This window comes from Ruegeria sp. AL3, from assembly GCF_056536065.1.
On sequence record NZ_JBQFJG010000001.1, the window covers coordinates 2,147,940 to 2,170,805 of the forward strand.

At 59.3% G+C, this 22,866-nt stretch carries 21 protein-coding genes; 17 read left to right on the forward strand and 4 right to left on the reverse strand.

The features are described from left to right. Window positions 1-29 precede the first annotated feature (29 nt). The 13 genes from ACR3E6_RS10890 (at window position 30) to ACR3E6_RS10950 (ending at window position 11,408) form a co-directional block, all read left to right on the forward strand. Window positions 30-1,322 carry a glutamine synthetase family protein gene (locus ACR3E6_RS10890; RefSeq protein WP_480487111.1) on the forward strand — a complete coding sequence of 431 codons (1,293 nt, stop codon included), beginning with the start codon at window positions 30-32 and terminating at the stop codon, window positions 1,320-1,322. Then, entirely contained in the window at window positions 1,322-1,588 is a 267-nt protein-coding gene (locus tag ACR3E6_RS10895; protein ID WP_152457497.1) for a EutN/CcmL family microcompartment protein, read from the forward strand. Before ACR3E6_RS10890 ends, ACR3E6_RS10895 begins: the two co-directional genes overlap by 1 nt. Before the next feature lie 40 nt (window positions 1,589-1,628). Continuing rightward, complete coding sequence (locus ACR3E6_RS10900; protein ID WP_117869464.1) at window positions 1,629-1,937, forward strand: BMC domain-containing protein; 309 nt, start codon at window positions 1,629-1,631, stop codon at window positions 1,935-1,937. A gap of 22 nt (window positions 1,938-1,959) precedes the next feature. After that, a complete protein-coding gene (locus ACR3E6_RS10905) occupies window positions 1,960-3,144 on the forward strand; it encodes a hypothetical protein (protein ID WP_480487113.1) in 1,185 nt (394 codons plus the stop codon). Further along, a complete protein-coding gene (locus ACR3E6_RS10910) occupies window positions 3,144-4,523 on the forward strand; it encodes an aldehyde dehydrogenase family protein (RefSeq protein ID WP_480487115.1) in 1,380 nt (459 codons plus the stop codon). The genes ACR3E6_RS10905 and ACR3E6_RS10910 overlap by 1 nt, the downstream gene beginning before the upstream one ends. Next, the gene (locus tag ACR3E6_RS10915) at window positions 4,520-5,143 is read left to right on the forward strand and encodes a BMC domain-containing protein (protein WP_171633523.1); all 624 of its coding nucleotides are present in this window, start codon (window positions 4,520-4,522) and stop codon (window positions 5,141-5,143) included. Before ACR3E6_RS10910 ends, ACR3E6_RS10915 begins: the two co-directional genes overlap by 4 nt. Further along, complete coding sequence (locus ACR3E6_RS10920) at window positions 5,143-6,324, forward strand: malate dehydrogenase (RefSeq protein ID WP_480487117.1); 1,182 nt, start codon at window positions 5,143-5,145, stop codon at window positions 6,322-6,324. Before ACR3E6_RS10915 ends, ACR3E6_RS10920 begins: the two co-directional genes overlap by 1 nt. Continuing rightward, window positions 6,321-6,731, forward strand: coding sequence for a Rid family hydrolase (locus tag ACR3E6_RS10925; RefSeq protein WP_171723552.1), 411 nt, complete (start codon window positions 6,321-6,323; stop codon window positions 6,729-6,731). Before ACR3E6_RS10920 ends, ACR3E6_RS10925 begins: the two co-directional genes overlap by 4 nt. 95 nt (window positions 6,732-6,826) lie before the next feature. Further along, window positions 6,827-8,107, forward strand: coding sequence for an ABC transporter substrate-binding protein (locus tag ACR3E6_RS10930; protein ID WP_171170476.1), 1,281 nt, complete (start codon window positions 6,827-6,829; stop codon window positions 8,105-8,107). A 65-nt stretch (window positions 8,108-8,172) separates the two neighbouring features. After that, complete coding sequence (locus ACR3E6_RS10935) at window positions 8,173-9,024, forward strand: branched-chain amino acid ABC transporter permease (RefSeq protein ID WP_171633515.1); 852 nt, start codon at window positions 8,173-8,175, stop codon at window positions 9,022-9,024. 1 nt (window position 9,025) lies between these two features. Continuing rightward, window positions 9,026-9,973, forward strand: a complete 948-nt coding sequence (locus ACR3E6_RS10940) for a branched-chain amino acid ABC transporter permease (RefSeq protein WP_171119494.1) — start codon at window positions 9,026-9,028, stop codon at window positions 9,971-9,973. Then, complete coding sequence (locus ACR3E6_RS10945; protein ID WP_171119617.1) at window positions 9,970-10,701, forward strand: ABC transporter ATP-binding protein; 732 nt, start codon at window positions 9,970-9,972, stop codon at window positions 10,699-10,701. The genes ACR3E6_RS10940 and ACR3E6_RS10945 overlap by 4 nt, the downstream gene beginning before the upstream one ends. Continuing rightward, window positions 10,701-11,408 carry an ABC transporter ATP-binding protein gene (locus tag ACR3E6_RS10950; protein ID WP_152457508.1) on the forward strand — a complete coding sequence of 236 codons (708 nt, stop codon included), beginning with the start codon at window positions 10,701-10,703 and terminating at the stop codon, window positions 11,406-11,408. Before ACR3E6_RS10945 ends, ACR3E6_RS10950 begins: the two co-directional genes overlap by 1 nt. Window positions 11,409-11,470: 62 nt before the next feature. Here the strand turns inward: ACR3E6_RS10950 and ACR3E6_RS10955 are convergent, their stop codons facing one another. Further along, window positions 11,471-12,475 (reverse strand): Ldh family oxidoreductase, encoded by a 1,005-nt coding sequence (locus tag ACR3E6_RS10955; protein WP_480487120.1) that lies wholly within the window; start codon window positions 12,473-12,475, stop codon window positions 11,471-11,473. Window positions 12,476-12,505: 30 nt separating this feature from the next. Next, window positions 12,506-14,935, reverse strand: a complete 2,430-nt coding sequence (locus ACR3E6_RS10960) for a GcvT family protein (protein ID WP_480487122.1) — start codon at window positions 14,933-14,935, stop codon at window positions 12,506-12,508. A gap of 322 nt (window positions 14,936-15,257) precedes the next feature. On the opposite strand from ACR3E6_RS10960, the gene xylB reads away from it, so the two are divergent. From xylB to ACR3E6_RS10975, 3 genes are read left to right on the forward strand one after another with little or no spacing between them, the layout of a single operon-like run. Beyond that, a complete protein-coding gene (xylB, locus tag ACR3E6_RS10965) occupies window positions 15,258-16,715 on the forward strand; it encodes a xylulokinase (protein ID WP_480487124.1) in 1,458 nt (485 codons plus the stop codon). Continuing rightward, window positions 16,715-17,662, forward strand: coding sequence for an aldose epimerase family protein (locus ACR3E6_RS10970; protein WP_480487126.1), 948 nt, complete (start codon window positions 16,715-16,717; stop codon window positions 17,660-17,662). Before xylB ends, ACR3E6_RS10970 begins: the two co-directional genes overlap by 1 nt. After that, window positions 17,659-18,957, forward strand: a complete 1,299-nt coding sequence (locus tag ACR3E6_RS10975; protein ID WP_480487128.1) for a cytochrome-c peroxidase — start codon at window positions 17,659-17,661, stop codon at window positions 18,955-18,957. Before ACR3E6_RS10970 ends, ACR3E6_RS10975 begins: the two co-directional genes overlap by 4 nt. Here the strand turns inward: ACR3E6_RS10975 and ACR3E6_RS10980 are convergent, their stop codons facing one another. Continuing rightward, the gene (locus tag ACR3E6_RS10980) at window positions 18,958-20,457 is read right to left on the reverse strand and encodes a CRTAC1 family protein (RefSeq protein ID WP_480487130.1); all 1,500 of its coding nucleotides are present in this window, start codon (window positions 20,455-20,457) and stop codon (window positions 18,958-18,960) included. Window position 20,458: 1 nt separating this feature from the next. Beyond that, window positions 20,459-21,676 carry an ROK family transcriptional regulator gene (locus ACR3E6_RS10985; RefSeq protein ID WP_171633497.1) on the reverse strand — a complete coding sequence of 406 codons (1,218 nt, stop codon included), beginning with the start codon at window positions 21,674-21,676 and terminating at the stop codon, window positions 20,459-20,461. Window positions 21,677-21,829: 153 nt separating this feature from the next. Here ACR3E6_RS10985 and xylF point away from each other — a divergent pair, with 153 nt between their 5' ends. Further along, window positions 21,830-22,849, forward strand: a complete 1,020-nt coding sequence (xylF, locus tag ACR3E6_RS10990) for a D-xylose ABC transporter substrate-binding protein (protein ID WP_480487132.1) — start codon at window positions 21,830-21,832, stop codon at window positions 22,847-22,849. Window positions 22,850-22,866: the final 17 nt, after the last annotated feature.

The following is a 22,866-nucleotide window of genomic DNA, read 5'->3' on the forward strand; positions in this document are numbered from 1 at the left end:
ATAAAGCTAAAAACAGGGAGCACGCGCAAATGAGTTCGGGGTTTGATCTGCCCGAGGGCACACATACCGTCATTCTTGGTGTCGGGGATCTCAACGGCATCATGCGTGGCAAGCGCATTCCGGCCAGCCATTGGGATCATGTCTGCAAAAGCGGCAATGCTCTGTCGATTGCACTGCTGGCGATCGATATGACCTGCGACGTCTGGGATACGCCTTACGTCAATTTCGACAATGGCTATCCCGACATGCATGTCTTTCCGATGACAAAGCCTGTCGCTGTCCCGTGGGAACCGGGCGTGGCCGTCTGTTTTGGCCGCGCTGAGGGCATGGATCACAAACCGGTGCCGATCGATCCGCGCCAGGCTTTGGTGCGGCAGGTGGACCGGGCCCGCGACATGGGGTTCGAGGTGAATGTCGGCACGGAATTGGAGTTCTATCTGCTGGACCCAGAAACCGGCCAGCCCCGCGACACGGGCATCCAGGTCTATGGCCTGGGCCGCGCCGCCCGGATGGAACACATCGTTGGCCCGATCCGTCAGCAGATCAACGAATGTGGCATTCCCATCGAACAGTCGAACCCGGAATATGCGGCCGGCCAGATCGAGGTCAACATTCGCTATGGTGAAGCTTTGGCAGCTGCGGATCGTGTCGTTCTGTTCAAATCCCTGATCCGCCAGTTGGGGATCGCGCACGACTATCTGGCGACTTTCATGCCCAAGCCGTTTTTTGATCAATCGGGCAACGGGTTTCATACGCATTACTCGTTGTGGAAAGACGGCAAAAACGCCTTTGCCGACAACGGCAAGATCAACGGCACCGGAAAATCCTTCATCGCAGGTCTGCAAAAGCGCATGTGCGAGACGGCGATTTGCGGCAGCGGCACGGTCAACGGATACCGCCGTCGCCAGCCCTATACGTTCTGCCCGATCAACACGAGCTGGGGCTATGACAACCGTACGGTTGGTATCCGGGTCATCGAAGGCTCGGACAGTGCCGTGCGGGTGGAAAAGCGCGATGCCGGTGCAGACGCCAACCCGTATCTGTTGCTTGCGGCCGAGATTGCCGCCGGGCTTGACGGGATCGAAAAGGGGCTGTCCCCTTCGGAGCCGACGACAGGCAACGGGTATGAAGAAGGGATCGGAGATCCAATTCCAACCGATTTGCCAACCGCCATCGATCTGGCGCGCGGGTCGGAATGGCTGCGCGATGTCATGGGTGAAATGCAGTGGGAACTGGTCCTGCAACAGGCCGAGCGAGAGCTGGAATTCTTCAATCAACAGGTCACACAGGTCGAACTGGACCGCTACCTGAGGGCGTTCTGATGCACTTGGGCAAGGTCGCTGGAACTGTCACGGCAACTGCCAAGGACGCCAGGCTGGTCGGAGCAAAGCTGCTGGTGACGGATCTGGTCGACAGCAAGGGCAGCCTGATCGATCCCGCGCGGGTTGCGGTCGATACCTGCGGCGCTGGGGTCGGGGATACGGTGCTGGTTGTCAGCGGGTCTGCGGCCCGCATGGCGGCCGGGTTGTCCACGGCCCCTGTGGACATGGCCATCATCGCGGTGATCGACCGCGTCTCGACGACCTGAATCACAATACGCGAAACATCTATTTTTGGAGGAACAGAAAATGGCGAAACCAGTGGCGGGGCAGATGGCCCTGGGCATGATCGAAACACGCGGCCTGGTCGGCGCGATTGAAGCCGCCGATGCGATGGTCAAGGCAGCCAGCGTTGCCATCGTGGGTCAGACTAAAGCTGGCGGCGGGTTGGTGACGACCCTTGTGCGCGGCGAGGTCGGCGCGGTCAAAGCCGCCACCGATGCAGGCGCGACAGCGGCCAACAAGGTGGGCGAGGTGGTCTCGGTTCACGTGATCGCGCGGCCGCATGACGAGCTTGAGGCAATCATCGACGGGCTGGGTGCCGGGTCGTCGGCCTGATCAACCCCTTTGAGGAGGTACCATGTCAGCCGGTTTCGAGGATTTCACGCGCGCGGTGACACGTGGCGCGACACGGGATGCACCTGTTGCCCAAAGGTTTGAGCGCATTGCAGTATTGGGTGGCGGCTCGGATGCCCGTCTTCTGGCAGCACTGTGTCTGGCGGAAGGGGCTGAGGTTACACTGTTTTCGGCCTATGGGGCGGAACTGTCATTGCTTGCCCAATCCTCGGGCATTGGCATTCGCGGCGAAGGGCCTGTGGGCACGTATCAGGTGGATCGCGACGGGCCTTCAATCCGCACCACGGCAGAGTTGGATGCAGCAGTGCAGGACGCACAGGCGATCTTTCTGACCGGACCGATCCACAAACAGCGCACCTATGCGATGGTGCTGGCCGATCATCTGCACGATGGGCAGGTGCTTGTTCTGGCGCCCGGTCGCTCTTTGGGCGCGGTCGAAGCGGTCTGGATGCTGCGAATAGGCGGCTGCACTGCCGACGTCACTCTGGTCGAGGCGCAGGGCCTGCCATACTGGTACCAGGCCGAAGGTGCGGGCCTGACCCTGACGCAGGCGGCACCGATGGCGGCTGCGACATTGCCCCGAGGCCGCGCGGACGTTCTTGAAGCGCTGCAACCCTATCTTTCGAACATCAAGCCGCTGGATTCGGTTCTGGCCTCAGGCTTTGCCGATCTTTCCGCAGCGGTCGAGATTCCGGCGTTGATCCTTGGTGGCGCGGGGCTGGGGGCCGGTGGACCGGATGTGCCGATGGGCGGGGTGCCGCTGGAAGGCAACCGGACATTCTCTGCGCTCATAGGGCCGGAACAGCATGAGGTGATCCACGGGTTGGCTAGCGAAAGGCGGCAGGTCGCTAAGGCCTTTGGCGTTCGAAACCTGCCCGAGACCGATGACTGGATCGCGACCTATGCCGGCGCCGAGCGGGGGGCGGGCGCGCGTCCGGTCCCGGATCGGCAGGCCGCGCGTCAGTTGATGCGCGATGGCGTCTTGGGATCATTGGTGCCCCTTGTTTCCGCCGCACAGATCGCAGGTTTGACTGCGCCTCTGACGGAAAGCCTGATCTGCATGACGGATCGCATCCTGGGCGCTGACGTGGCCGCGTCCGGGCGCAGGCTGGAAACCATCGGAATTTCCGCAGGCGATGTCGATCAGGCCCGCCGTATCTTTGACACCATTGCCACCGGAGCCTCGTGATGGACGCTGATCTGAAATCCATCGCCGCCGCACGGCGCGCTGCTGAAACGGCTTTCGAAGCCTATCGCGCCTTTCTCGGTACCGACCCGACACAGGTGGATGCCATCGTCGATGCCATGGCTAGGGCGATCGAACCTGAAGCCGAACGTTTGGGGCAATTGGCGGTCGAGGAAACCGGGTACGGCAACGTAGCAGACAAGCGGGTCAAGAATCTGTTTAACGCCTTGTCGGTCGCCGATTACCTGCGGGATGTCACGACGCTGGGTCTGCTGTGGCGGGACGATGCGACAAAGATCGCGGCTTTCGGAGAGCCGATGGGTGTGGTCGCGGCGCTTATCCCGGTGACAAATCCGACCTCCACGATCATCTACAAGGTTCTGTCTGCGGTGAAGGCGGGAAATGCCGTCGTCTGTGCACCGCATCCGCGCGGCGTGGAATGCGGGAAGGAAACCGTCCGCATCATGGCGCGCGTTGCCGAACAGATGGGCGCGCCCAAAGGGTTGATACAATGCCTGGACGCCGTGACCATTCAGGGCACCGCCGAGTTGATGAAGCATCGCCGCACGTCGGTTGTCATGGCGACAGGTGGCCCTGCCATGGTCAAGGCTGCCTATTCCAGCGGCAAACCGACGCTTGCGGTCGGGGCGGGGAACGTGCCGTGTTACGTGCACAAGTCCAAGGCGCGCGATCTGTCCGAAGTTGCCGAGATGATTGTGACGTCAAAAAGCTTCGACTATGGCACGGCTTGTGTCAGTGAACAGGCCGTGGTCGCCGATCCTGAAATTGCACGCGATCTGCGCCATGAACTGAAACTCAAAGGCGCTTATTTCTGTACCCCGGCCGAGGCCGATCGGCTGGCTCGGGTCATCTTCAAGGGTGTTCAGGCAATGGATCCCGAACGCGTCGGCCAAAGCCCTCAGGCGCTGGCCGATGCTGCGGGGTTCTCGATTCCGCCGCGCACGCGCTGCCTGGTGTCGGAAGAGACCGAAGTGGGGTGGCAACGCCCGCTTTCGGCTGAAAAGCTGAACCCGGTGCTGGCCTTTTACGAGGCGAAGTCCACCGATCACGGCATCGAATTGGCGCAATCCATTGCCAAATTCGAAGGTTGGGGACATTCCTCGGTCATCCATTCCGATGACCCCGAGGTGGTCGCTCGGTTTTCCACCGTGCCCACGGGGCGGGTCCTGGTGAATACGCCGGGGATCATGGGCGGCATGGGGTATTCCACCGACCTTGAACCATCCTTTATGCTGGGTACCGGTACGTGGTCGGGGTCGATCACCTCGGACAACGTCACCGCCCTGCATCTCATCAACATCAAGCGGGTCGCGTATGAAAGCAGACCCTGGCGCGACATTTACGAGGAGTATGGCGCATGAGCGAGATCACGATCCGGGCGCTGATGCAGATCGACAACCTGCAACCGAAATTCGCCGCCTACAACGGCGCGACGGTGCAAGGGTCAGTGCCTTTGTCCGGTGACACCGTGCTGATCGGAGAGTTCGCGCCGGGCAATGGTGTATTCTCGCTGATCGACCGGGCGCTCAAGGCGTCCTCGGTCGAAGCGACGACGCAGATGGTCGAGCGCGAGTTCGGATTCTTCATCCTCCGCTCGCCTTCAAACGCCGAAGTGTCCGCTGCACGAGACGCGATGCTGGCCGAACTTGGGGCTTCCATGACGGATCGATTGAAGCCTGCCATCAGTTCCACGCAAATCATCACAAGTGTCGAGCCCTATCAGGCGCAGCTTTTGAACAAATGGCGCAAGGGCGCATTGATCGTGCCGGGGCAGACGTTGGGGATCGTGGAATGCGCGCCGGCCGCCTATATCTCGATTGCCGCGAATGAGGCCGAAAAGGCCGCCGAGATTGACATCGTCGAGGTGCGTGCGGTGGGGCGGTTTGGTCGCTTGTTCATCTCGGGGTCCGAAAATTCGGTCAAAACCGCCGTCGAGGCCGCGACGCGTGCAATCGAGGCGGTGGACGGGCAGGACAGCTGATGGCAACCCCTCGCGTCATAGGCTCGGATGCGGTCGAGGATGCGCGCCGTCGGGGCAGGATCGTATTCGAGGTTTTGCCGGGTGACATCGTGACGGCCCTTGCGCGTGAAACCGCAGAGCGTGTTGGTATCTCCTTGGTGGATGGCCCGCTGGAGAGACCGAAACCGCCGCGTACGGATGGTGCTGTTTCCATGCGCCGGGTGCTGTACCGCCGTTCACCCAAATGGGTTGCCCCTTCGCGTGCGCCGCGCAAAGCCCGCAGGCTGGGCAAACTTGCCTTGATCGGGGCGGGGGGTGTTGGCGGCAATATCGCGCATCTGGCGGCAATGGCGGACATGGCGGATGAAATCGCGCTGATCGACATCACTCCGGGTTTGGCGGCTTCGACTGCGCTGGACCTAAATCATACGTCCGGGATCACCGGTGCGCGGGCCCGATGTGTCGGTGGCGAAGCGATGGATCTGGTGGCCGGGGCGGATGTGGTCGTCGTCACGGCCGGACGAGCCCGCCGTCCGGGCATGACACGTGCCGATCTGATCGATGTGAATGCCCGCGTGATCCGTCAGTCGGCCGAAGCGATCCGGTCAGCCGCACCAAATGCCATCGTGATCGTGGTGACCAACCCGCTGGACGAAATGACGGTCGAGATGCTGCGTGCAACAGGTTTTCCCCGCGAACAGGTTCTGGGTATGGCAGGAACGCTGGACAGCAGCCGGTTTCGCAACGCGCTGGCAATGGCTGCGGGTGTCACGCCTGCGGACGTCGAAGCCTTCACGCTTGGCAGTCATGGGGACGAAATGGCCCCGATCCCCAGCCGGGCCAGGATCAAAGGCCGTCCGCTGGATGTATTTCTGTCCCGCGAACAGATCGAAGCCTGTGTTCAGGATGCGATCACCGGGGGCGGTCAGGTGATCGCGCTTCGGAAATCAGGTTCTGCAACGATAGCTCCGGCTCATGCCTCGATCGAATTGATTGATCACATTCGGGGCGCGCGTACAGGCCCGGTTCCGGTTTCGGTCATGCTGCACGGGGAATACGGCATCGACGGTGTCGTGCTGGGCGTGCCAGCCCATCTGGGTGCAGGCGGATTGGTTGAGGTCGAGGAGTTGCGGTTAACTGCCGAAGAAAACGCGGCATTGCAAAACGCGGCCGAAGCGATCCGGGTGAGGCTGGGCCTGTGACCCTGCGTTTTTGGAAATCCGGCGGACGGTTTGAAGAGGTGGCCTCGTACTCTCGGGCCAAGCGCATCGGCCCCTTTGTCTGGGTTGCCGGAACAACGGCCATCGAGCCGACGGGCCGCATCCACGCGCCCGGGGACGTTGGTGCGCAGACCTTTTACATCCTGTCTCGCATCGATGACGCACTGAAAGAGGTTGGCGCCGAACTGCGACATGTGGGGCGGGTTCGCGCCTATCTGACCGATCTCTCCCAAGCGAGCGCGTTCGCGCAGGCGCATGGCGAAGTTTTTAAGGGGATCGATCCGGTTCTGACGGCTGTTCAGGCTGGGCTGACTCAGCCGGGGCTGATGGTGGAAATCGACGTGGATGCCGTGATCCACGATGAAAACGGCGAAATCAGCGGATTCTGAACATGAGTCTTCAAGAAAGGAATTGATCGAACCATCTTCTTGTGTACTGTATACAGAATACAAGAGGGCATAATGAGACACAGGGAGCTAATGTGATGATCAAGACAGCGCTGCTCAGCGGAACATGCATCGCGCTCATGGCCTCGGCGGCCGGAGCGGAAATCAAGGTAGGATTCATTGGGTCGCTTTCCTCGGACACCGGATTGTCGACGCTGCGCGGGGCCGAGATTGCGATTGAAGAGCTCAACGCAAATGGCGGCGTGATGGGCGAACAGATCACCCTGGTCTCGGCGGATACCGGACAGGACCCGACCGAGGGCATCCGGGCCTATGAATACCTTGCGGAAACGGAAGAGGTTGATTTCATCATCTCGGGCTCGATTGACGATGTGTCGCTGGGATGGCTGCCCCGCATGCAGGAATACCGGATTCCGACGCTGGACACCTGGACATCCTACATCGGCATCATCGACATGGTGGTCGAAGACCCTGAAAGCATGGCGCCCTATTTCATGAACATCGCCTCGGATGAGGCGCTGGCCACGTTGTACATCAACTTTGGCGCGGATGTTCTGAAGGAAAAAATGGGGTGGGATTCCGTCGTCATTCTGGCGGAAGATACGGCCTTTGGCGAGGCGATCACCGGCCTTGTCACCGAAGCGCTTGCGCCGGTTGCGGGTATCGAGGTCAAGGACATCATCACGTATGACGTCGCCACCGTCGATTTTGCTCCGATCTTCAGCCGTGCGCAGGATACCGGGGCGGACTTCATCTATCAGGTCTCGTCGGTGAATTCGCAGGTTGTGTCATCGCAATACGTGAAACTCCAGGTGCCGATGGCGATGACGGGCGTGAACGTCGCTGCGCTGGGTATGGAATATTGGGAAGATACGGGTGGTGCCGGTGGCGGTATCTCGACCCTGTCTCCGATCCCTTCGGTCGGGTTTCGGCTCGATCCGGCCAGCCAGGAGTTTGTCGATACCTATCAGGCGAAGTATGACAGCCGTCCGCTGCTGCCGCATTTCAACGGGTTCAACGCCTATCATGGGCTGAAACAGGCGATGGCCGCAGCCGAAGAGGCTGGCGGTTTCGACAATGTCGAAGGCTGGGCCGATGCGATGAAGAAACAGGATCTGGTTCTGGAACTGGATGGCCAGTTGTGGCTGCGTTACGCATTCTGGGGCGATGACGAGGTAGAGCCCGTGACTGGCCGTACTTACCCGCACAATATCCGTTTTGATCTGTCCGAGCCGTTCGACGATGCCGCGCCGTCAATGGTCGTGGTCCAGTGGTACGAGGACGGCACCGCCGCCGTTGTCTATCCCGAGAAATACGCGACGGGTGAATTCACTTTGCCAAGCTGGGTCAAACAGTAACCTGTCCGTTCGCTTAGCTTGAAATGGGTGCGCGGGCGCGCGCACCCGCAGCCAGGGATCCTTACATGTTGCAGATACTGATCCAGGGGCTTTTGCTCAGCGGTCTCTATGCGCTTATCGCAATGGGTTTCACGCTGATCTTCAGCATCGGTCGGGTCCTGAACCTGGCCTATGGTGCCTATCTGATGGTCGGTGGGTATATGTATTTCTGGGTGTCACAGACGCTGGGAATGCCAAAGCTGATGGGCGTCGCGGTGGCCGTGGTTTTGGGCGTTCTGATGGGGGTGCTGAAATACCGCCTGATCGTCAAGACCCTGAAAGGGGATCACGTGGCCGTCGAAATATCGACGCTGATCCTGGCGGTCGTGATTCAGGCCGGGATCGTTCTTGTCTTTGGCGACAGCAGCAAGATCCTGCTGCCGATCGTGCCGGGCGTGATCAACGTGGCCGGAGCGTCCGTCACCTATAATATCCTGATCGCAACGATGATCAGTTGGGCCATTTTGCTGGGCCTGTATGCTTTTGTCCGCCTGACACATACGGGGCGGGCGATGCAGGCGGTGTCGATGGACGCCAAGGGGGCCGCGATTTCAGGGATCGACCCGGATCGGATCAACCTGATCACATGGGGTATCTCAGGGGCACTGGGTGCGCTGGGCGGCGTATTTTTCGCCAGCTATACGCAGCTTTCGCCGTCAATGTGGGTTGCACCTCTGATCATCTCGGTGGCCGTCGTCATTGTGGGCGGCATCGGGTCGATCATCGGCACGCTGGTCGTTGCTCATATCGTCGGCTTTCTCGAAGTCATCGTTGTCGCCACCCTGGCGCCGGAACTGCGCGGTGTCTTCACCATGCTGCTGATCATCGGCGTGCTGGTGACGCGACCGCAGGGCCTGTTCGGCCGCGAGGAGTTGTAACATGGGTCTGCGCTGGTTTCACTTTGTCCTTTGGGGCGGCCTGATTGCGGGGATGCTGCTGTTGCCCCAGGTCGTCTCGAACGGGACGCTGCGCACGATGATCTTTGCCAACTATCTGGCCATCTTCGCCATCAGCTGGGATGTGCTGTCGGGCAGGACCGGGTATGTGAGTTTCGGGCATCCCTTCCTGATCGGTATCGGGGCCTATACGACTGCCATCCTGACCAAACGGTTTGACGTGCCAGTCGAAATCTCAATCCCTGTGGCCGTGTTGGTTACGATGATCGCAGGCCTGATTGTGTTGTTGCCCGCTCTGCGCATTCGCGGCAGCTACTTCGCGCTGGTCACACTGGCTTTCATGGAGCTGCTCTATCAGCTGGTTCAGGTGATCCGTCCGGATCTGACCGGCGGCACACGCGGGATGTCGGGAATTCAAACCCTGACACGAGGCGCGGCAAACGGCTACTACCTGTCCACGGCCTTGATGCTCAGCGTGGCGGTCAGCATGTGGCTGCTGATGAAAACCCGGCTGGGCACTGCACTGGCCGCCATCGGGATGAATGAAGAAAGCGTGCGCGGTTCGGGCCTCAGCACCACGCGGTTGAAGGCCTTTGCGTTTCTGACCAGCGCGTTCATCGCAGGTCTGGGCGGAGCGTTCTATGTCCATTATCTGGGCTCACTTGCGCCCCGCGCGCTGTTTGACATCAACTTTCTTTTCACCATCATCGTGGCGGCCTTGCTGGGCGGAACATCGACCATCATCGGCCCCATGATCGGTGCGTTCTTCATGACGTTCCTTCTGGAATACCTGCGCCCCGTGCTTCCCGGGGCTGAACGGTATTTCGTCTACGGTGCCATCGCACTGCTTCTCTACATGTATCAACCAAAAGGATTGGTTGAACTTGTGCAACGCGGCTTTCAAAGACTGCGGAAAGGGGGGCTGGCATGACCGTTGCGCTGAAAGTTTCCGGTCTTGTCAAACGGTTCGGCGGGCTGGTGGCCACGAATGATCTGTCCTTTTCCCTGCAAGAAGGAGAGTCGCTGGGCCTGATCGGTCCGAATGGCGCGGGAAAGACGACGGTATTCAGCCAGATCATGGGCGAATTGCGGCAGAACAGCGGTACGATCGAGCTGTTCGGCAATGAGATTTCGGCGCTGTCGACGCCTCAGCGTATCCGGGCCGGGGTCAGTAGAACCTATCAGATACCTCGGCCGTTCGGCGACATGAGTGTTGCAGAAAACATCAGGGTGGGCCTGATGCCGGACGACATCTGGCGCATGATCGTTTCGCCGCCGGATACGGACAGGGAAAAAGAGCTCGCGCTGAGTGTCGGGTTCACGGAAACGGATCTGAGCCGCTCACCCGCCGAACTGGCCATGGGTGATCTGCGCAAGCTAGAAATGGCCCGAACCATGGCCACCGCACCGCGTGTCATGTTGCTGGACGAGGTGTTTGCAGGTCTGACAGTCGGTGAAATCGCGCAGATTTCCGATCTCATACAATCCATGCGCAAGGACGGGATGACCTTTTTGATCGTCAGCCATGATTTGCCGGCGCTGGAACCGCTGATCGACCGCGCCATCGCCATCGAGCGGGGCACCATGATTGCCGAAGGCGCGTTCAGCGACGTGATGAACGACACGGCCGTTCAAGCCTCGTATCTGGGGAGCGTCTGATGTCCTATCTGGAAATCGAGAACCTGTCCGCGTTTTACGGCAAGGCCCAGGCGTTGACCGATATATCGATCACGGTGCAGCCCGGTGAGATCGTCGCCGTGGTCGGCCCGAACGGTGCAGGTAAATCCACCTTGTTGGACAGCATCATGGGCCTTGTGAAAATCGAAGGCGACATCCGGTTGCGCGGGCACAGCCTTGCCGGTCGAAGCCCTTCGGAAATCGTGCGTCACGGGGTGGGCTATGCGCCCGAGCGGTTCAACCTGTTCCCCTATATGTCGGTGCGCGACAACCTGATGGTGGGGGCCTTCACCGCACGAGACGACATCGAAAACAACCTTGAGATGGTGCACAGTCTTTTCCCGCGTCTGCAAGAACGGGAAGGGCAGGAGACGTCGACCCAATCCGGCGGGGAAAGGCAGATGGTGTCCTTTGGCAGGGCCTTGATGACCAGCCCGGAACTGCTGCTTGTCGATGAGCCGACGATCGGTCTTGCCCCGAAGATCTGTCACGAGATTGCCGAAGTCGTCCGTCAGCTGAACAAGGAATACGGGCTGACCGTCGTCATCACGGAACAGAATGCCAATTTTGCCCTGTCGCTTGCCAGCCGCATCTATGTGCTGGAGTCCGGGCGGATGCAGACGTCGGGCACGGCTGACGAACTGAGAAACGACAAACGCTTGCTCGAGGCCTATTTCGGCGGCCATTGAGTGGCGTGGTTGGAAAGCCGGGCAGGTGCCGTCCGGCCATTCGATGGCGGGTGATTTCAGTTTCAGCCAAGTGCGGCCAGAACCTCGGTACTCACGGCGATGCCTTGGGCTTCGGCGGCTGCCCGTTTTGCAAGGCGACCGTCGCCCGGAACCCGGGCGGACCCGTTGCCGGAAATCTCGGCGCAGATGCGGGCGACGTATTCGTTGAAGGCCCCGTTGCCGAACCGGGTGGGATCGATGGCAATCAGGGTCGCTCCACCTTTGATGTTCAGGGCGCCGAAGGATTCGCGCTCTTTGTTGTCCACGGACAGGGTTCCTCCCGCCAGCGCGGCGCCCAACACCTCTACCATGAAGGCGATCGCGGCCCCTTTATGCTCTCCGAACGGCAATAGGCTGCGGGTTTCAAGGATGGCATTTGGGTCTGTCGACGGCTCGCCTTGGGGATCAAGACCGGCAGGGCGGGGCAGGTCGTGCCCCTCGGCGGCGGCCATGCGGATATCCATGAGGGCCACCATGGACGAGGCCTGATCCCAGACCACGGGCGCATCGCCATCACGCGGGCAGGCAAAAGACATGGGGTTGGTGCCAAAAACCGGGCGAACCCCACCTTGCGGAACCACCATGGACAACGAGTTGATCACGGCAAAGGCCACCAATCCGGCTTCGGCCAAAGGTTCTGTGTCAAACCGTAACGCACCCAGATGGTGGCAGTTCGCGCAGGTGAACGCGGCAATCCCGTTTTCCCGGGCCATCGCGATCAGATCCTCGCGGGCTGCTGTCGCTGCAACCTGATAGTACCCGTTGTCGGCATCACAGCGCAAAACGCCCGGGGCAACCTTTTCGGTTTTGGGCTTCGCGTGCCCGTTGGCATAGCCGGACGTGAAGCTTTGGACATAGACCGGCAACATGCGCAACCCGTGGCTGCGCGGGCCGTCCCGTTCAGACCGGGTGACGATATCGGCAAGTACATCACTGCTGCGCGTGTCCGCTCCGGCAGAAACAAGAACCGATTTGGCCAAGTCCCGAACTTCGGCAAGAGAAAGCGTTTTTGTCGGTTGTTCGGTCATCCGTTCGAGTCCCGTCTTTCTGTTTCGCACTCAAGCGCGCGGGCGTGTGTTTGCGGGATCGACAGCACATGTGTCGATGACCACGGCGTCGCGCATCTCATTGTGGACCAGCACCTGCATTTTCGTTCCGGGCGCCGTCATGTTCTGTGACAGTAGTGCCATCGCAATGTCGTGGTTGCAATAATAAGAGAACCCGCCCGAGGTAACACGTCCGATCAGCTTGCCCTGAGCATAGACACCCTCGTCAAACATCACCGATGTTTCGCCAAAGGGCAGTTTCAGCGTGACCAACCGCCGGTACGCGCCATCCTTTTTCTGTTTCAAAAGAGCGGCCTTGCCTATGAAGTCGCGACCATCTGTTACCACGAACCGATCAAGGCCGGCCTCGTATGGCGTCATGTCCTTGCAGATTTCGCGATTGATGGCGCGATAAGACTTTTCAAGACGCATGGATTCCAGTGCCTCAAGCCCGAAAGGTTTCACACCGGCCTTCAGCAGCAGGTCAACAAGATGGCGGTTGTAACCGACCGGATGATGCAGTTCCCACCCCAGCTCGCCGGTATAGGACACGCGAAGCAGATGAACGCCCTTGGCGTAGCCCACTTCACCCATTTGCGCAGAAAGCCAGGGGAAGGTTTCGTTCGACAGATCATTGTCGGTCAATGGTTGCAGGATCTCTCGTGCCTTGGGGCCTGCCAGTGCAATCACGCCCAGTTGTTCTGAAACATCCTCAAGAAGGACAGAGCTGTCATTGGGCAGCAAACGTCGCAGTTGATCCCAGTTGTAGGCGCGCCAATTCGGGGTGGAGACCAGGTAAAAATCATTCTCGGCATAGCGGACGACCGTATATTCCGCATCCATGCCGCCCTTTGGGTTCAACAAAAACGACAGGGTCATTCGCCCCACTTTGGGCAGCCTGTTCGCCATAATGCCATCCAGCCATTTGGCAGCCCCCGGTCCGCGCACGGTGAACTTGGTCATCGGTGACATCTCGATGAATCCGGCCACGTCACGGGTGGTGCGCACCTCTTCCTGAACGCGTTCCATGTGGTTGGTGCGTCGGAAGGAATGTTCCGGAACAGCGTCCTCGCGCGATTTGGCAAACCAGCGCGGAAACTCATATCCGTTGAAGCTGGTCCAGACGGCGCCATGCGCGCTCAGCAGATCGTAGGACCCCATCGTTTTCATCGGGCGCGCGCCGGGAAAATCTTCTCCGGGGATGTGCGCGTTCATGTGGGTTCCCCACGTTTCGCGCACCTTGTCCATGGTCCACCGCTTGGACGCGTAATCCGAAAAACGGCGTGGGTCGAGTTCAGACATGTCCATGCCCGGATCCCCATCGACAATCCAGCGGGCCAGACGTTCACCAACGGTTCCACCCCACAATATGCCGCCGGGCATGCCTTCGGCCAGCCACAGGTTTTCATGCCCCGGTGCGGGTCCCGCAAGCGGCAACTCGTCCGGTGTCATCTGGAACGGACCTCGGGTGTTGGCCTTGATACCTACCTCTGCAAGTGTCGGAACCCTCTCGATGGCACGTTCCCACTGCGCTTGGACCGCGTCGAAATCTTCGGGCAAGAGGTCGGCGCCAAAGTCAGGCGGCACGCGATCTTCGGCAAATAGCTTGAGGTCTTTGGTGAACTCATATGGGCCGAACTGAATGCCGCCCACATCTTCGCGCAGATAGGCACCGTAATCTTCATCCCGCAGGATCGGGAACTCGGGCAACCCTTGCGCGCGGCGTTCTTTCAGCAGCGGAACGGTTTCGGTCGTCCAATATTGGTGAACGATTGGAATGCAAGGCAGATCCAGACCAACACGGCGCGCGTTTTCGCGGGCATAGTTTCCGGTCGCGAAGACAAGATGTTCGCAAGTGATCTCACCTTGATTGGTTGTCACCTTCCAATGACCGTTTTCCAGTTTTTCGTAAGCCTGCGCTTCGGTGTTCTGAAACACTTTGGCGCCTTTCTCGCGCGCCAGCCTGGCCATTGCCATGGTGATGTCAGCAGGGTTCACATAGCCGTCCTCGGTATGCAGGATGCCGCCGCGAATATGTTCCGATTGGTTGAGCAGAGGGTGCAGTTCGGCGATTTCTTCTGGCGTCAGCAGTTTGCAGGGCACACCGGCAGCTTCGGCAATCGAGACATAGGACAGGAACTCGTCCCAGCGTTCCTGCGTATTGGCAACGCGCAACTGGCCCACCTGGCGCAGTCCGACCGAGGCGCCGATCTTCTTTTCGACTTCGGAATAGATGCGGATGGTCTCCATCGTCATCTTCGAAACGTTGTGGGATCGCACGAAGGTGACCAGCAGACCCGCCGCATGCCAGGTAGAGCCGGAGGTCAGCGTCGTTCTCTCCAGCATGACTGCATCTGTGCACCCGTGCTGCGTCAGCCCATAAAGAACCGAAGCCCCAACGCATCCGCCTCCTACGACGACAACCTTGGCATGTGACTGCATTCGACGCATTCCTTCCTGAGGCTGTTTTCGTTTCCAGAGGGTCAGTCAAAACGAAATCAGCGGGCTGAGAACTGGTTGAACTGTTTACGTGAAATCTGCGTCAGGCAATTCGAAAAATTTTCCGGTCCAGCTGAGTTCAGTTAAACCATGATCGGGTTTGTCGGTGATCTCACGCGGTCTGTGAGGCGCCCGCAAAAATACCGGCCATCTTTTGTTTCGGATTGTTGTGTTAGCGCAAACTGTGCTGGTAAGGTCTGACATCGGCTTGGGGTGCGCTTTGTTGCGCCCGCGATCCGTGCGGCATACGAAGGGGGAAAATCGCGTGTATCTCGGTCTGGATTTGGGGACGTCAGGTCTTCGGGGAATTGTGGTCAGCGAAGAGGGCAAAGTCGTCGCCGAAGCCGAAGCAGGTGTTGAGACATCGACGTTGCATCCCGGCTGGTCGGAACAAGATCCGTCCGATTGGGTGGAAGCCTGCCAAAACGTCGTTGCCCAATTGCGCGCGTTGAATGGTGCTGCATTTTCTTCGGTGCGCGGCGTTGGTCTGAGCGGCCACATGCACGGTGCCACGTTGCTGGATCGGGATGGCAAAGTGCTGCGGCCCTGTATCCTTTGGAACGACACGAGATCAGCGCAGGAAGCTGCGGAGCTGGATGGTCTGCCATCGATGCGCGCGATCACCGGGAACATCGTTTTTCCGGGTTTCACCGCACCCAAGCTGGAATGGGTGCGCAGACACGAGCGCGACGTGTTTGAAAAGACATCCAAAGTGTTGCTTCCGAAGGATTATCTGCGTTTCTGGCTCACCGGTTCCTATGTCAGCGACATATCCGACAGCGCCGGTACGGCGTGGCTGGACGTTGGAAAGCGAGAATGGTCAGTCACCGCGTTGGATCAAAGCCACATGCGCTGGGACCAAATGCCAGACCTGGTTGAAGGCAGTTCGGCAGGCGGAGAACTGCGGTCAGAGATCCTCGGGCAGTGGGGCTTGACCGGGCCCGTCGTGGTTGCCGGCGGGGCCGGTGACAATGCGGCAGCGGCCTGCGGTATCGGAAGTATTGGTGAGGGCAGCGGATTTCTTTCCTTGGGCACTTCGGGTGTGCTGCTGGTCGCAAAGGAAAGCTATGCGCCCGCGCCGGAAACAGCTGTTCATTGCTTTTGTCATGCGGTTCCGGATCGCTGGATTCAAATGGGTGTGATCCTGTCGGCCACCAACAGTCTCAACTGGCTGTCGCGTCACCTCGGTCAACCCGTCGGTGCGCTGGCGTCGACCCTGCCGGATTCGGTGAAGGGGCCGTCAAAGATCACCTTCCTTCCGTACCTGTCCGGTGAACGGACGCCCCATAACGACAGTGACATACGCGGGGCATTCCTGGGGCTGGATATCGCATCGGAACCCGCTGACCTGACGCAATCCGTGACAGAGGGGGTTTCCTTTGCCATGCGCGATTGCTTGGAGGCGCTCAAAAGCACGGGCACCAATCCCGAAAGTCTGCTGGTCGTCGGTGGCGGGGCGCGGTCGCGGTTTTGGCTGGAAACGCTGGCCACGGTTCTGAACACGCCGCTTGCTGTGCCCGATGGAAGTGGGTTTGGCGCAGCCATAGGTGCGGCGCGTCTTGCTGCATGTGCGGTGGATGGCGCCGACCCCAAGGATGTCATGCTGTCCCCGGAAGTCGCTGAGCGTGTTGAACCACGTCTCGAACTGACCGGCGCATATGAGGCGGAATATCAGCGGTATCGCGAATACTATGCTGCTTTGTCCCCTTTGGCCGCGCGCTGATGGCTGATCCCAAACGCATGCCTGTCGAGCAGGTCCTTCTGGAAGACGGAAACATGTCCGTTTCCCTGTTGAACTATGGCGCAATCACGCAAGGCTGGTGGCTTGGCGAAACACCTTTGATATTGGGCTACGAAAACCCGCAGGATTACCTGTCGGACCCGTTCTACCTTGGCGCGATGGTCGGGCGAGTGGCCAACCGCATCGGCGGGGCACAGTTTGCATTGCAGGGGCGTGTTCATCACCTGACAGCAAACGAAGGGCCGACCACGCTGCATGGTGGTCCGAGCGGGCTGTCGCGCAAATACTGGGATATCGTGAAAACCTCTCCAAATCAGTCGGTTATGTCCTTGATTTCACCTAAAGGTGAAGGCGGTTTTCCCGGAGCGGTCAATTTCGAGGTGCATGTCGAACTGACCTGTCCGCGTCTGATCTACACAATCAGGGCGCGTCCGGATCGCCCAACGCCGATCAGCATCGCGCAGCACAATTATTACACTCTGGGCTGTCCAGAGGATATCATGGACTGTCGGCTCAGGTTAAGATCGAACCGGGTGCTGGAGCTGGACGCGCGTTCCGTTCCTTCCGGAGATATCTCCGCCGCCGGCGATAATGTGCCAGATTTCGCGTTGTCCCGCACCGTCGGGGCAGAGGGGCGCGAGCTGGACCATTATTTTGTGTTTGATGAAAGTGGAACCCATGATCATCCGGTGGCAGAGGTCACGGCACCTTCGGGATTGAGGATGAACCTGTATTCAGATCAACCCGGCGCACAGGTCTATGCCGGGGCACATCTGTCAGGCCGATTTAGCCCGTGTGCGGGGCTGTGCATTGAGCCGTCAGGATATCCGAACGCCGTGAATGTCCCTGCGTTCCCGTCCGTCATCCATACGCCGGACAACCCGTATCGACAAACTCTGACACTTGAGATTTCCGAGGAACGATCATGAGACTTCAGATTGCAGCAAATGCCGTAGGCATCTGGATGTCGCTTTCAATTGCTCAGGCGCAAGACTTTGGTCCGAAACCGGAATTCATCGAACCTGACTTTGCTAACGCAGAGTTGGGGCAACTGCTGTTCTACGATCCGATCCTGTCGGGCAACAAGAACATAAGCTGCGCAACCTGTCATCATCCGAAGCTGGGAACGTCCGACGGGCTTTCACTGGGTATCGGCGAAGGTGGGATCGGGCTGGGTGGTCAGCGCAAGGTCACACAAGACAATGCGCCCGAACAGCGCATTCCCCGGAACTCGCCCGCGATGTGGAATCTCGGGGCGCTGGAATTCACGACGTTTTTTCATGACGGTCGCCTCGAGGCGGATCCGTCACAGCCCAATGGCATTAGAACGCCGTTGGGGACGCATATGAGGCCGGGGTTCAAATCGGCTTTGGCAGCGCAGGCGATGTTTCCGGTGCTGTCGCCTGACGAAATGGCGGGGCATTATTCTGAAAACGAGGTGAGCAAGGCCGTACGACTCGGCTTGCTGACCCAAGAGGGTGGCGCCTGGGATCTGATCGCCGCGCGCGTGGCGGCGATACCAGAGTATCAAAGGCGATTTGATGACATCGCGCCCGGAGAAGACATCTCCTTTACCGCAATCGCCAATGTCATTGCCGATTTCATCGCGTTTGAGTGGCGGGCTGACAACAGCCTGTTTGATCGTGCGATGCGAGGCGAAGACAGGCTGCCCGAACAAGCGCAGCTGGGGATGGCGCTGTTCTACGGAAAGGCTGGATGCAGTGCCTGCCATTCCGGCTGGTTCCAGACCGATCACGGGTTCCATTCCATCGCCATGCCTCAGATCGGCCCCGGAAAATCAGCCCGTTTCGAAAATCATGTGCGGGATGACGGGCGACTGCGCGTCACGGGCGACAAGGATGATGCCTTCGCATTCCGCACGCCTTCGCTGCGCAACGTGACCCTGACGGCGCCATATGGCCACAGCGGTGCCTACGCACGGCTTGAGGATGTCGTGCGTCATCATCTGGATCCGGTTTCCGCGTTGCGGAACTACGCCATCGAAATGGCTGACCTGCCAGAGTTTTTCGGGGCAGAGGATCAAAAGGCTTTGCTTGACCCCCAGCATGTCGAAGCCATAGCAGCGTCGAACGATCTGGCGCCCATCGACCTGAGTGATGACGAGGTCGATGCCATCTTGAGTTTTCTGGGCACGCTGGAAGATCCGGCTGTGCGGCTGGGTGTTCCCCAAACGGTTCCCAGCGGAATGCCCGTCGATCAGTGATCAACGGCTGAGGCGGATCACCTGATTGGCATCTACCTTCTGCCAATCTCCATGCTCACCATCAGGCCAGATCACCCTTATTTCCGCAGTTTCGAAGTTTCCTAGACCAAAGTGGTGGAACCCTGCAATTCCGCTGGCGTGCCCCCCGCCAATGGTCACTTCACGGGTTTGAACGCCCTCGGGCGTCCTGACCTCGATAAAACCGCCGACTGCCTGTCTGTTGGGGTGGCTCTGGCCGAGATCAATCATGAGCCAGTTGCCGGTCGTCGGTTCATTCTGGAAAACCTCAAGGTCCGAGCCGCGATTGACCACCACCAAATCCAACCACCCATCCCCGTTGAAATCCGCCAGCGCCCCGCCGCGGGACTTTGCCATGGACGCGACACCAGCCTCTGATGCTGTTTCGACAAACTGACCGTCGGCGGTCTGCATCAACAGGTTGTTGGGGTCGTTCTGCGCCGCGTCGGGCATCTGCTCAACATTGCCTTTGGCGACGAAAATGTCGTCCAGCCCGTCATTGTTGACGTCCCCGAACTGTGCATGCCAGCCGGTCGAGGGGCGGCCGTCACCTCCTGCATGTGGCCTGTGTGCCGTTGTTCCACGGTCGTAAGTCGCATCCCGCCATGTCGGCCCATCTGACGCAGGATCAAAAACCTGGAACTTCTGGTCCCCCATGGACGTCAGATAAACATCGGAAAACCCGTCACCGGTCAGATCCCGCGAGGCGATCCCCATGCCCCAGATCGAATAGGGTAGCCATCCATCGGCCTCGCTGTACAGGCGCGGGGTGTCTTCCATAGCCCACAATTGCTCTTGCCCGCCACGCACATAGTAGTGGCGGTCATTGCTGACACGCAGATCCGCGCGACCCGTGCGCGCCCAGTCGGAAAACAGGATCGACAGGGAACAGTGACCGGGTTCCAAACGGACAGGATCGCCATACTTTTCGCCTTGGGGTCGGTACAGAAGCGTCGGCTCGCAAGCCTCAAAAGGTCCGTCCGGATTGCTTCGGTCGACATAGGTTCCAAAGGCCAGCGTTGGCAGGGTTTGCCCGCGTTCCCAAGTGGCGGAAAAGCCGGTGGTCCAATGGTCCTGAGGCTGAAAACCCAGTGCCGTGAACGGCTCGAACGCGCAGTTCGGTTTGCCGCGCAGCAACAGGTCTTTGCCTACGCGCAAAACCGCAAGGTCCAGGATCCCATCGCCATCAATGTCTACCGGGTATGCGCCGGTCACACGGGTCAAGGATAACTGACCTGGCGCATCCGGAAGAAAACTGACATCTGTGTCGGATGTGTTGATGAACAATTGTGCTGGGTTTGATCCGCCGGCCACGAACATTTCAGGGCGGTCGTCATCATTGCAGTCGAAGACCGCGACACCCCCCCCGACGAAATGTTCCCAGCCGCCATCGTAAACATGGCCGGGGGTTTCCACCTTTTGAAAGCGGGGTGGAGCGGTATCCGCAGCGGCAGCGGAACCTGCCGCAAGCAAGATTGCCATCTTAGTTCGCATGAGCCGCCAGCTCCCTGACCTTCAGGATAGAGACTTGTTCAATCCCATAAGCCGCTGCCCCTTTTGCCCACATTGAATCGCCCCAGTGGTTGACCTTGATTTCCGGCAACGGCGCGTCGACGCTGACGACGCCGTTTTGGACACGTGCCATCACCTCGTCCGAATGCAGGTAATCAAAGCGACCTCTGGCGCCGGACAGGATAATGCATTCGGGGTCGAACAGATTGATCAGGTTCGAAACCCCCATCCCGAACATTTGGCCCGCGCGGGCCAGAACGGAAATGGATCGGGCGTCGCCGGCTTTTGCTGCAGCGAGTATATCGACAAGAGTGCGGGGATCCGTTGCTTCACTGGCGATCGTGGCTTCGCGGATCAGGGCGTATTCCCCCACATAGGCCTCGAGGCATCCGCGCTGCCCGCACTGACACAAGGCGCCGTCCAACTGAACTTTGAGGTGCCCGAATTCTGCGCCGCATCCGCGTTCACCGCGATAAAGCTTGCCATCAAGAACGATGCCCAGGCCGATGCCGTGTTCGATCGTAACAACCAAAAAATTCTTCAGCCCCTTTCCCAATCCGAAAAGCTGTTCTGCCTTTGCGACCAGATTGGCGTCGTTTTCGATGAAGGCAGGGCAGGGGAGCACCTCGGACAACAGCGGGCTCAAATCCACATTTCGTTCCGTCAGCGAAGATGACCAATGCACGAAGTTCTGATTTGCATCGATAAGGCCAGCGATGCCGATGCAGACACCTGACAAATCGGCAAGGGATCGGTTTGCCGAGGCGCAGGCCTGATCAAGCACGGCGCGGATCTTTTTGGCAAACGCATTCGGGGCCATGCGGGCTTGGTCCAGCGGATGCGTGTACGAAGTGATTTCGGTTCCTTCGAAATCCACGAGAATGACTGAAACCTGCTGGCGGGCGACTTTCACGCCCGCAATCAGATGTGACGCGCCATTCAGTTTCAATTGTACCCGCGGTCTGCCGCGGCGCGCTGATTTGGAAGATGTTTCGCTTTCTATTTCCTCAATCAGACCGGCAGACAGCAGATCGGCAGTGGCGGTCGTGATGGTCGCTGGGCTGGTCTCCAACGCGCTGGCGATGTCGATTCGCGAAATGGTGCCTGTGGCCCGGATTTTTTCCAGAACGCGCAGGCGAGTGACGTTCCTTTGGTCCGTGGCATTTGAAGAAGCTTTGCTTTTCAGCATCTTGCCCTCGCGAATCTGATCCCTGTTTCAACCTAGGTGGTTTTTTCAGTTACCGATAGCATAAATATTTTACCGACTGAAATAAATATGCTACTCAGAATTATCGGGGCCACGAATCATGAAACGATGGCCCAATGAAACCGGGAGGAAATCATGAAACGAATTCTCAGCGCCTCTGTCGTGGCGGTCCTGATGGGGACAGCCGCATTCGCAGAGCCCACGGTCGGCGTAAGCTGGTCGAATTTCCAGGAAGAGCGTTGGAAGACCGACGAAGCGGCGATCAAGGCTGCACTGGAAGCGGGCGGTGCGGAATACATCTCGTCTGATGCCCAATCTTCTTCTGCCAAGCAATTGTCGGATATTGAAAGTCTGATCGCCCAGGGCGTTGATGCGCTGATCATTCTGGCGCAGGATTCCCAGGCCATCGGCCCGGCTGTGCAGGCGGCGGCAGACGAAGGCATTCCGGTCATCGCGTATGACCGTCTGATCGAAGATGACCGTGCCTTCTATCTGACATTCGATAACGTTGAAGTTGGCCGGATGCAGGCCCGCGCGGTGTTCGAGGCGATGCCGAAAGGCAACTATGTGATGATCAAGGGATCGCCCACGGATCCGAACGCGGATTTCCTGCGCGGCGGTCAGCAAGAGATCATTCAGGCCGCCGTTGACAGCGGCGATATCGTCATCGTGGGTGAAGCTTACACCGACGGTTGGCTGCCAGCGAACGCACAGCGCAACATGGAACAGATCCTAACCGCGAATGAAAACAACGTTGATGCCGTGGTCGCCTCGAATGACGGTACTGCTGGTGGCGTTGTTGCAGCCCTGACCGCGCAGGGCATGGAAGGCATTCCGGTCTCGGGTCAGGATGGCGACCACGCAGCGCTGAATCGTGTTGCCAAGGGCACGCAGACCGTCTCGGTCTGGAAAGATGCGCGTGAGCTGGGCAAAGCTGCCGGTGAAATCGCGGTTGCGTTGAGCAACGGAACAAGCCCTGCGGATGTCGAAGGCGCGATCAGCTGGACTTCGCCCGGTGGGACCGAGATGAACTCGGTCTTCCTTGCGCCTGTACCGATCACCAAAGACAACCTGTCCGTCGTGGTCGATGCTGGCTGGATTCCGTTGGAAGACCTGTGTCAGGGCGTCGAAAGCGGCCCTGCACCCTGTAACTAAACCAGGTTCCAAACCAT

What these genes read in the sequence shown, in the direction of transcription:
- ACR3E6_RS10890 (WP_480487111.1), top strand. Translation starts at nt 30, where the DNA reads ATGAGTTCGGGGTTTGATCTGCCCGAGGGCACACATACCGTCATTCTT.
- ACR3E6_RS10895 (WP_152457497.1), top strand. Translation starts at nt 1,322, where the DNA reads ATGCACTTGGGCAAGGTCGCTGGAACTGTCACGGCAACTGCCAAGGAC.
- ACR3E6_RS10900 (WP_117869464.1), top strand. Translation starts at nt 1,629, where the DNA reads ATGGCGAAACCAGTGGCGGGGCAGATGGCCCTGGGCATGATCGAAACA.
- ACR3E6_RS10905 (WP_480487113.1), top strand. Translation starts at nt 1,960, where the DNA reads ATGTCAGCCGGTTTCGAGGATTTCACGCGCGCGGTGACACGTGGCGCG.
- ACR3E6_RS10910 (WP_480487115.1), top strand. Translation starts at nt 3,144, where the DNA reads ATGGACGCTGATCTGAAATCCATCGCCGCCGCACGGCGCGCTGCTGAA.
- ACR3E6_RS10915 (WP_171633523.1), top strand. Translation starts at nt 4,520, where the DNA reads ATGAGCGAGATCACGATCCGGGCGCTGATGCAGATCGACAACCTGCAA.
- ACR3E6_RS10920 (WP_480487117.1), top strand. Translation starts at nt 5,143, where the DNA reads ATGGCAACCCCTCGCGTCATAGGCTCGGATGCGGTCGAGGATGCGCGC.
- ACR3E6_RS10930 (WP_171170476.1), top strand. Translation starts at nt 6,827, where the DNA reads ATGATCAAGACAGCGCTGCTCAGCGGAACATGCATCGCGCTCATGGCC.
- ACR3E6_RS10935 (WP_171633515.1), top strand. Translation starts at nt 8,173, where the DNA reads ATGTTGCAGATACTGATCCAGGGGCTTTTGCTCAGCGGTCTCTATGCG.
- ACR3E6_RS10940 (WP_171119494.1), top strand. Translation starts at nt 9,026, where the DNA reads ATGGGTCTGCGCTGGTTTCACTTTGTCCTTTGGGGCGGCCTGATTGCG.
- ACR3E6_RS10945 (WP_171119617.1), top strand. Translation starts at nt 9,970, where the DNA reads ATGACCGTTGCGCTGAAAGTTTCCGGTCTTGTCAAACGGTTCGGCGGG.
- ACR3E6_RS10950 (WP_152457508.1), top strand. Translation starts at nt 10,701, where the DNA reads ATGTCCTATCTGGAAATCGAGAACCTGTCCGCGTTTTACGGCAAGGCC.
- ACR3E6_RS10955 (WP_480487120.1), bottom strand. Translation starts at nt 12,475, where the DNA reads ATGACCGAACAACCGACAAAAACGCTTTCTCTTGCCGAAGTTCGGGAC.
- ACR3E6_RS10960 (WP_480487122.1), bottom strand. Translation starts at nt 14,935, where the DNA reads ATGCAGTCACATGCCAAGGTTGTCGTCGTAGGAGGCGGATGCGTTGGG.
- ACR3E6_RS10970 (WP_480487126.1), top strand. Translation starts at nt 16,715, where the DNA reads ATGGCTGATCCCAAACGCATGCCTGTCGAGCAGGTCCTTCTGGAAGAC.
- ACR3E6_RS10975 (WP_480487128.1), top strand. Translation starts at nt 17,659, where the DNA reads ATGAGACTTCAGATTGCAGCAAATGCCGTAGGCATCTGGATGTCGCTT.
- ACR3E6_RS10980 (WP_480487130.1), bottom strand. Translation starts at nt 20,457, where the DNA reads ATGGCAATCTTGCTTGCGGCAGGTTCCGCTGCCGCTGCGGATACCGCT.
- ACR3E6_RS10985 (WP_171633497.1), bottom strand. Translation starts at nt 21,676, where the DNA reads ATGCTGAAAAGCAAAGCTTCTTCAAATGCCACGGACCAAAGGAACGTC.
- xylF (WP_480487132.1), top strand. Translation starts at nt 21,830, where the DNA reads ATGAAACGAATTCTCAGCGCCTCTGTCGTGGCGGTCCTGATGGGGACA.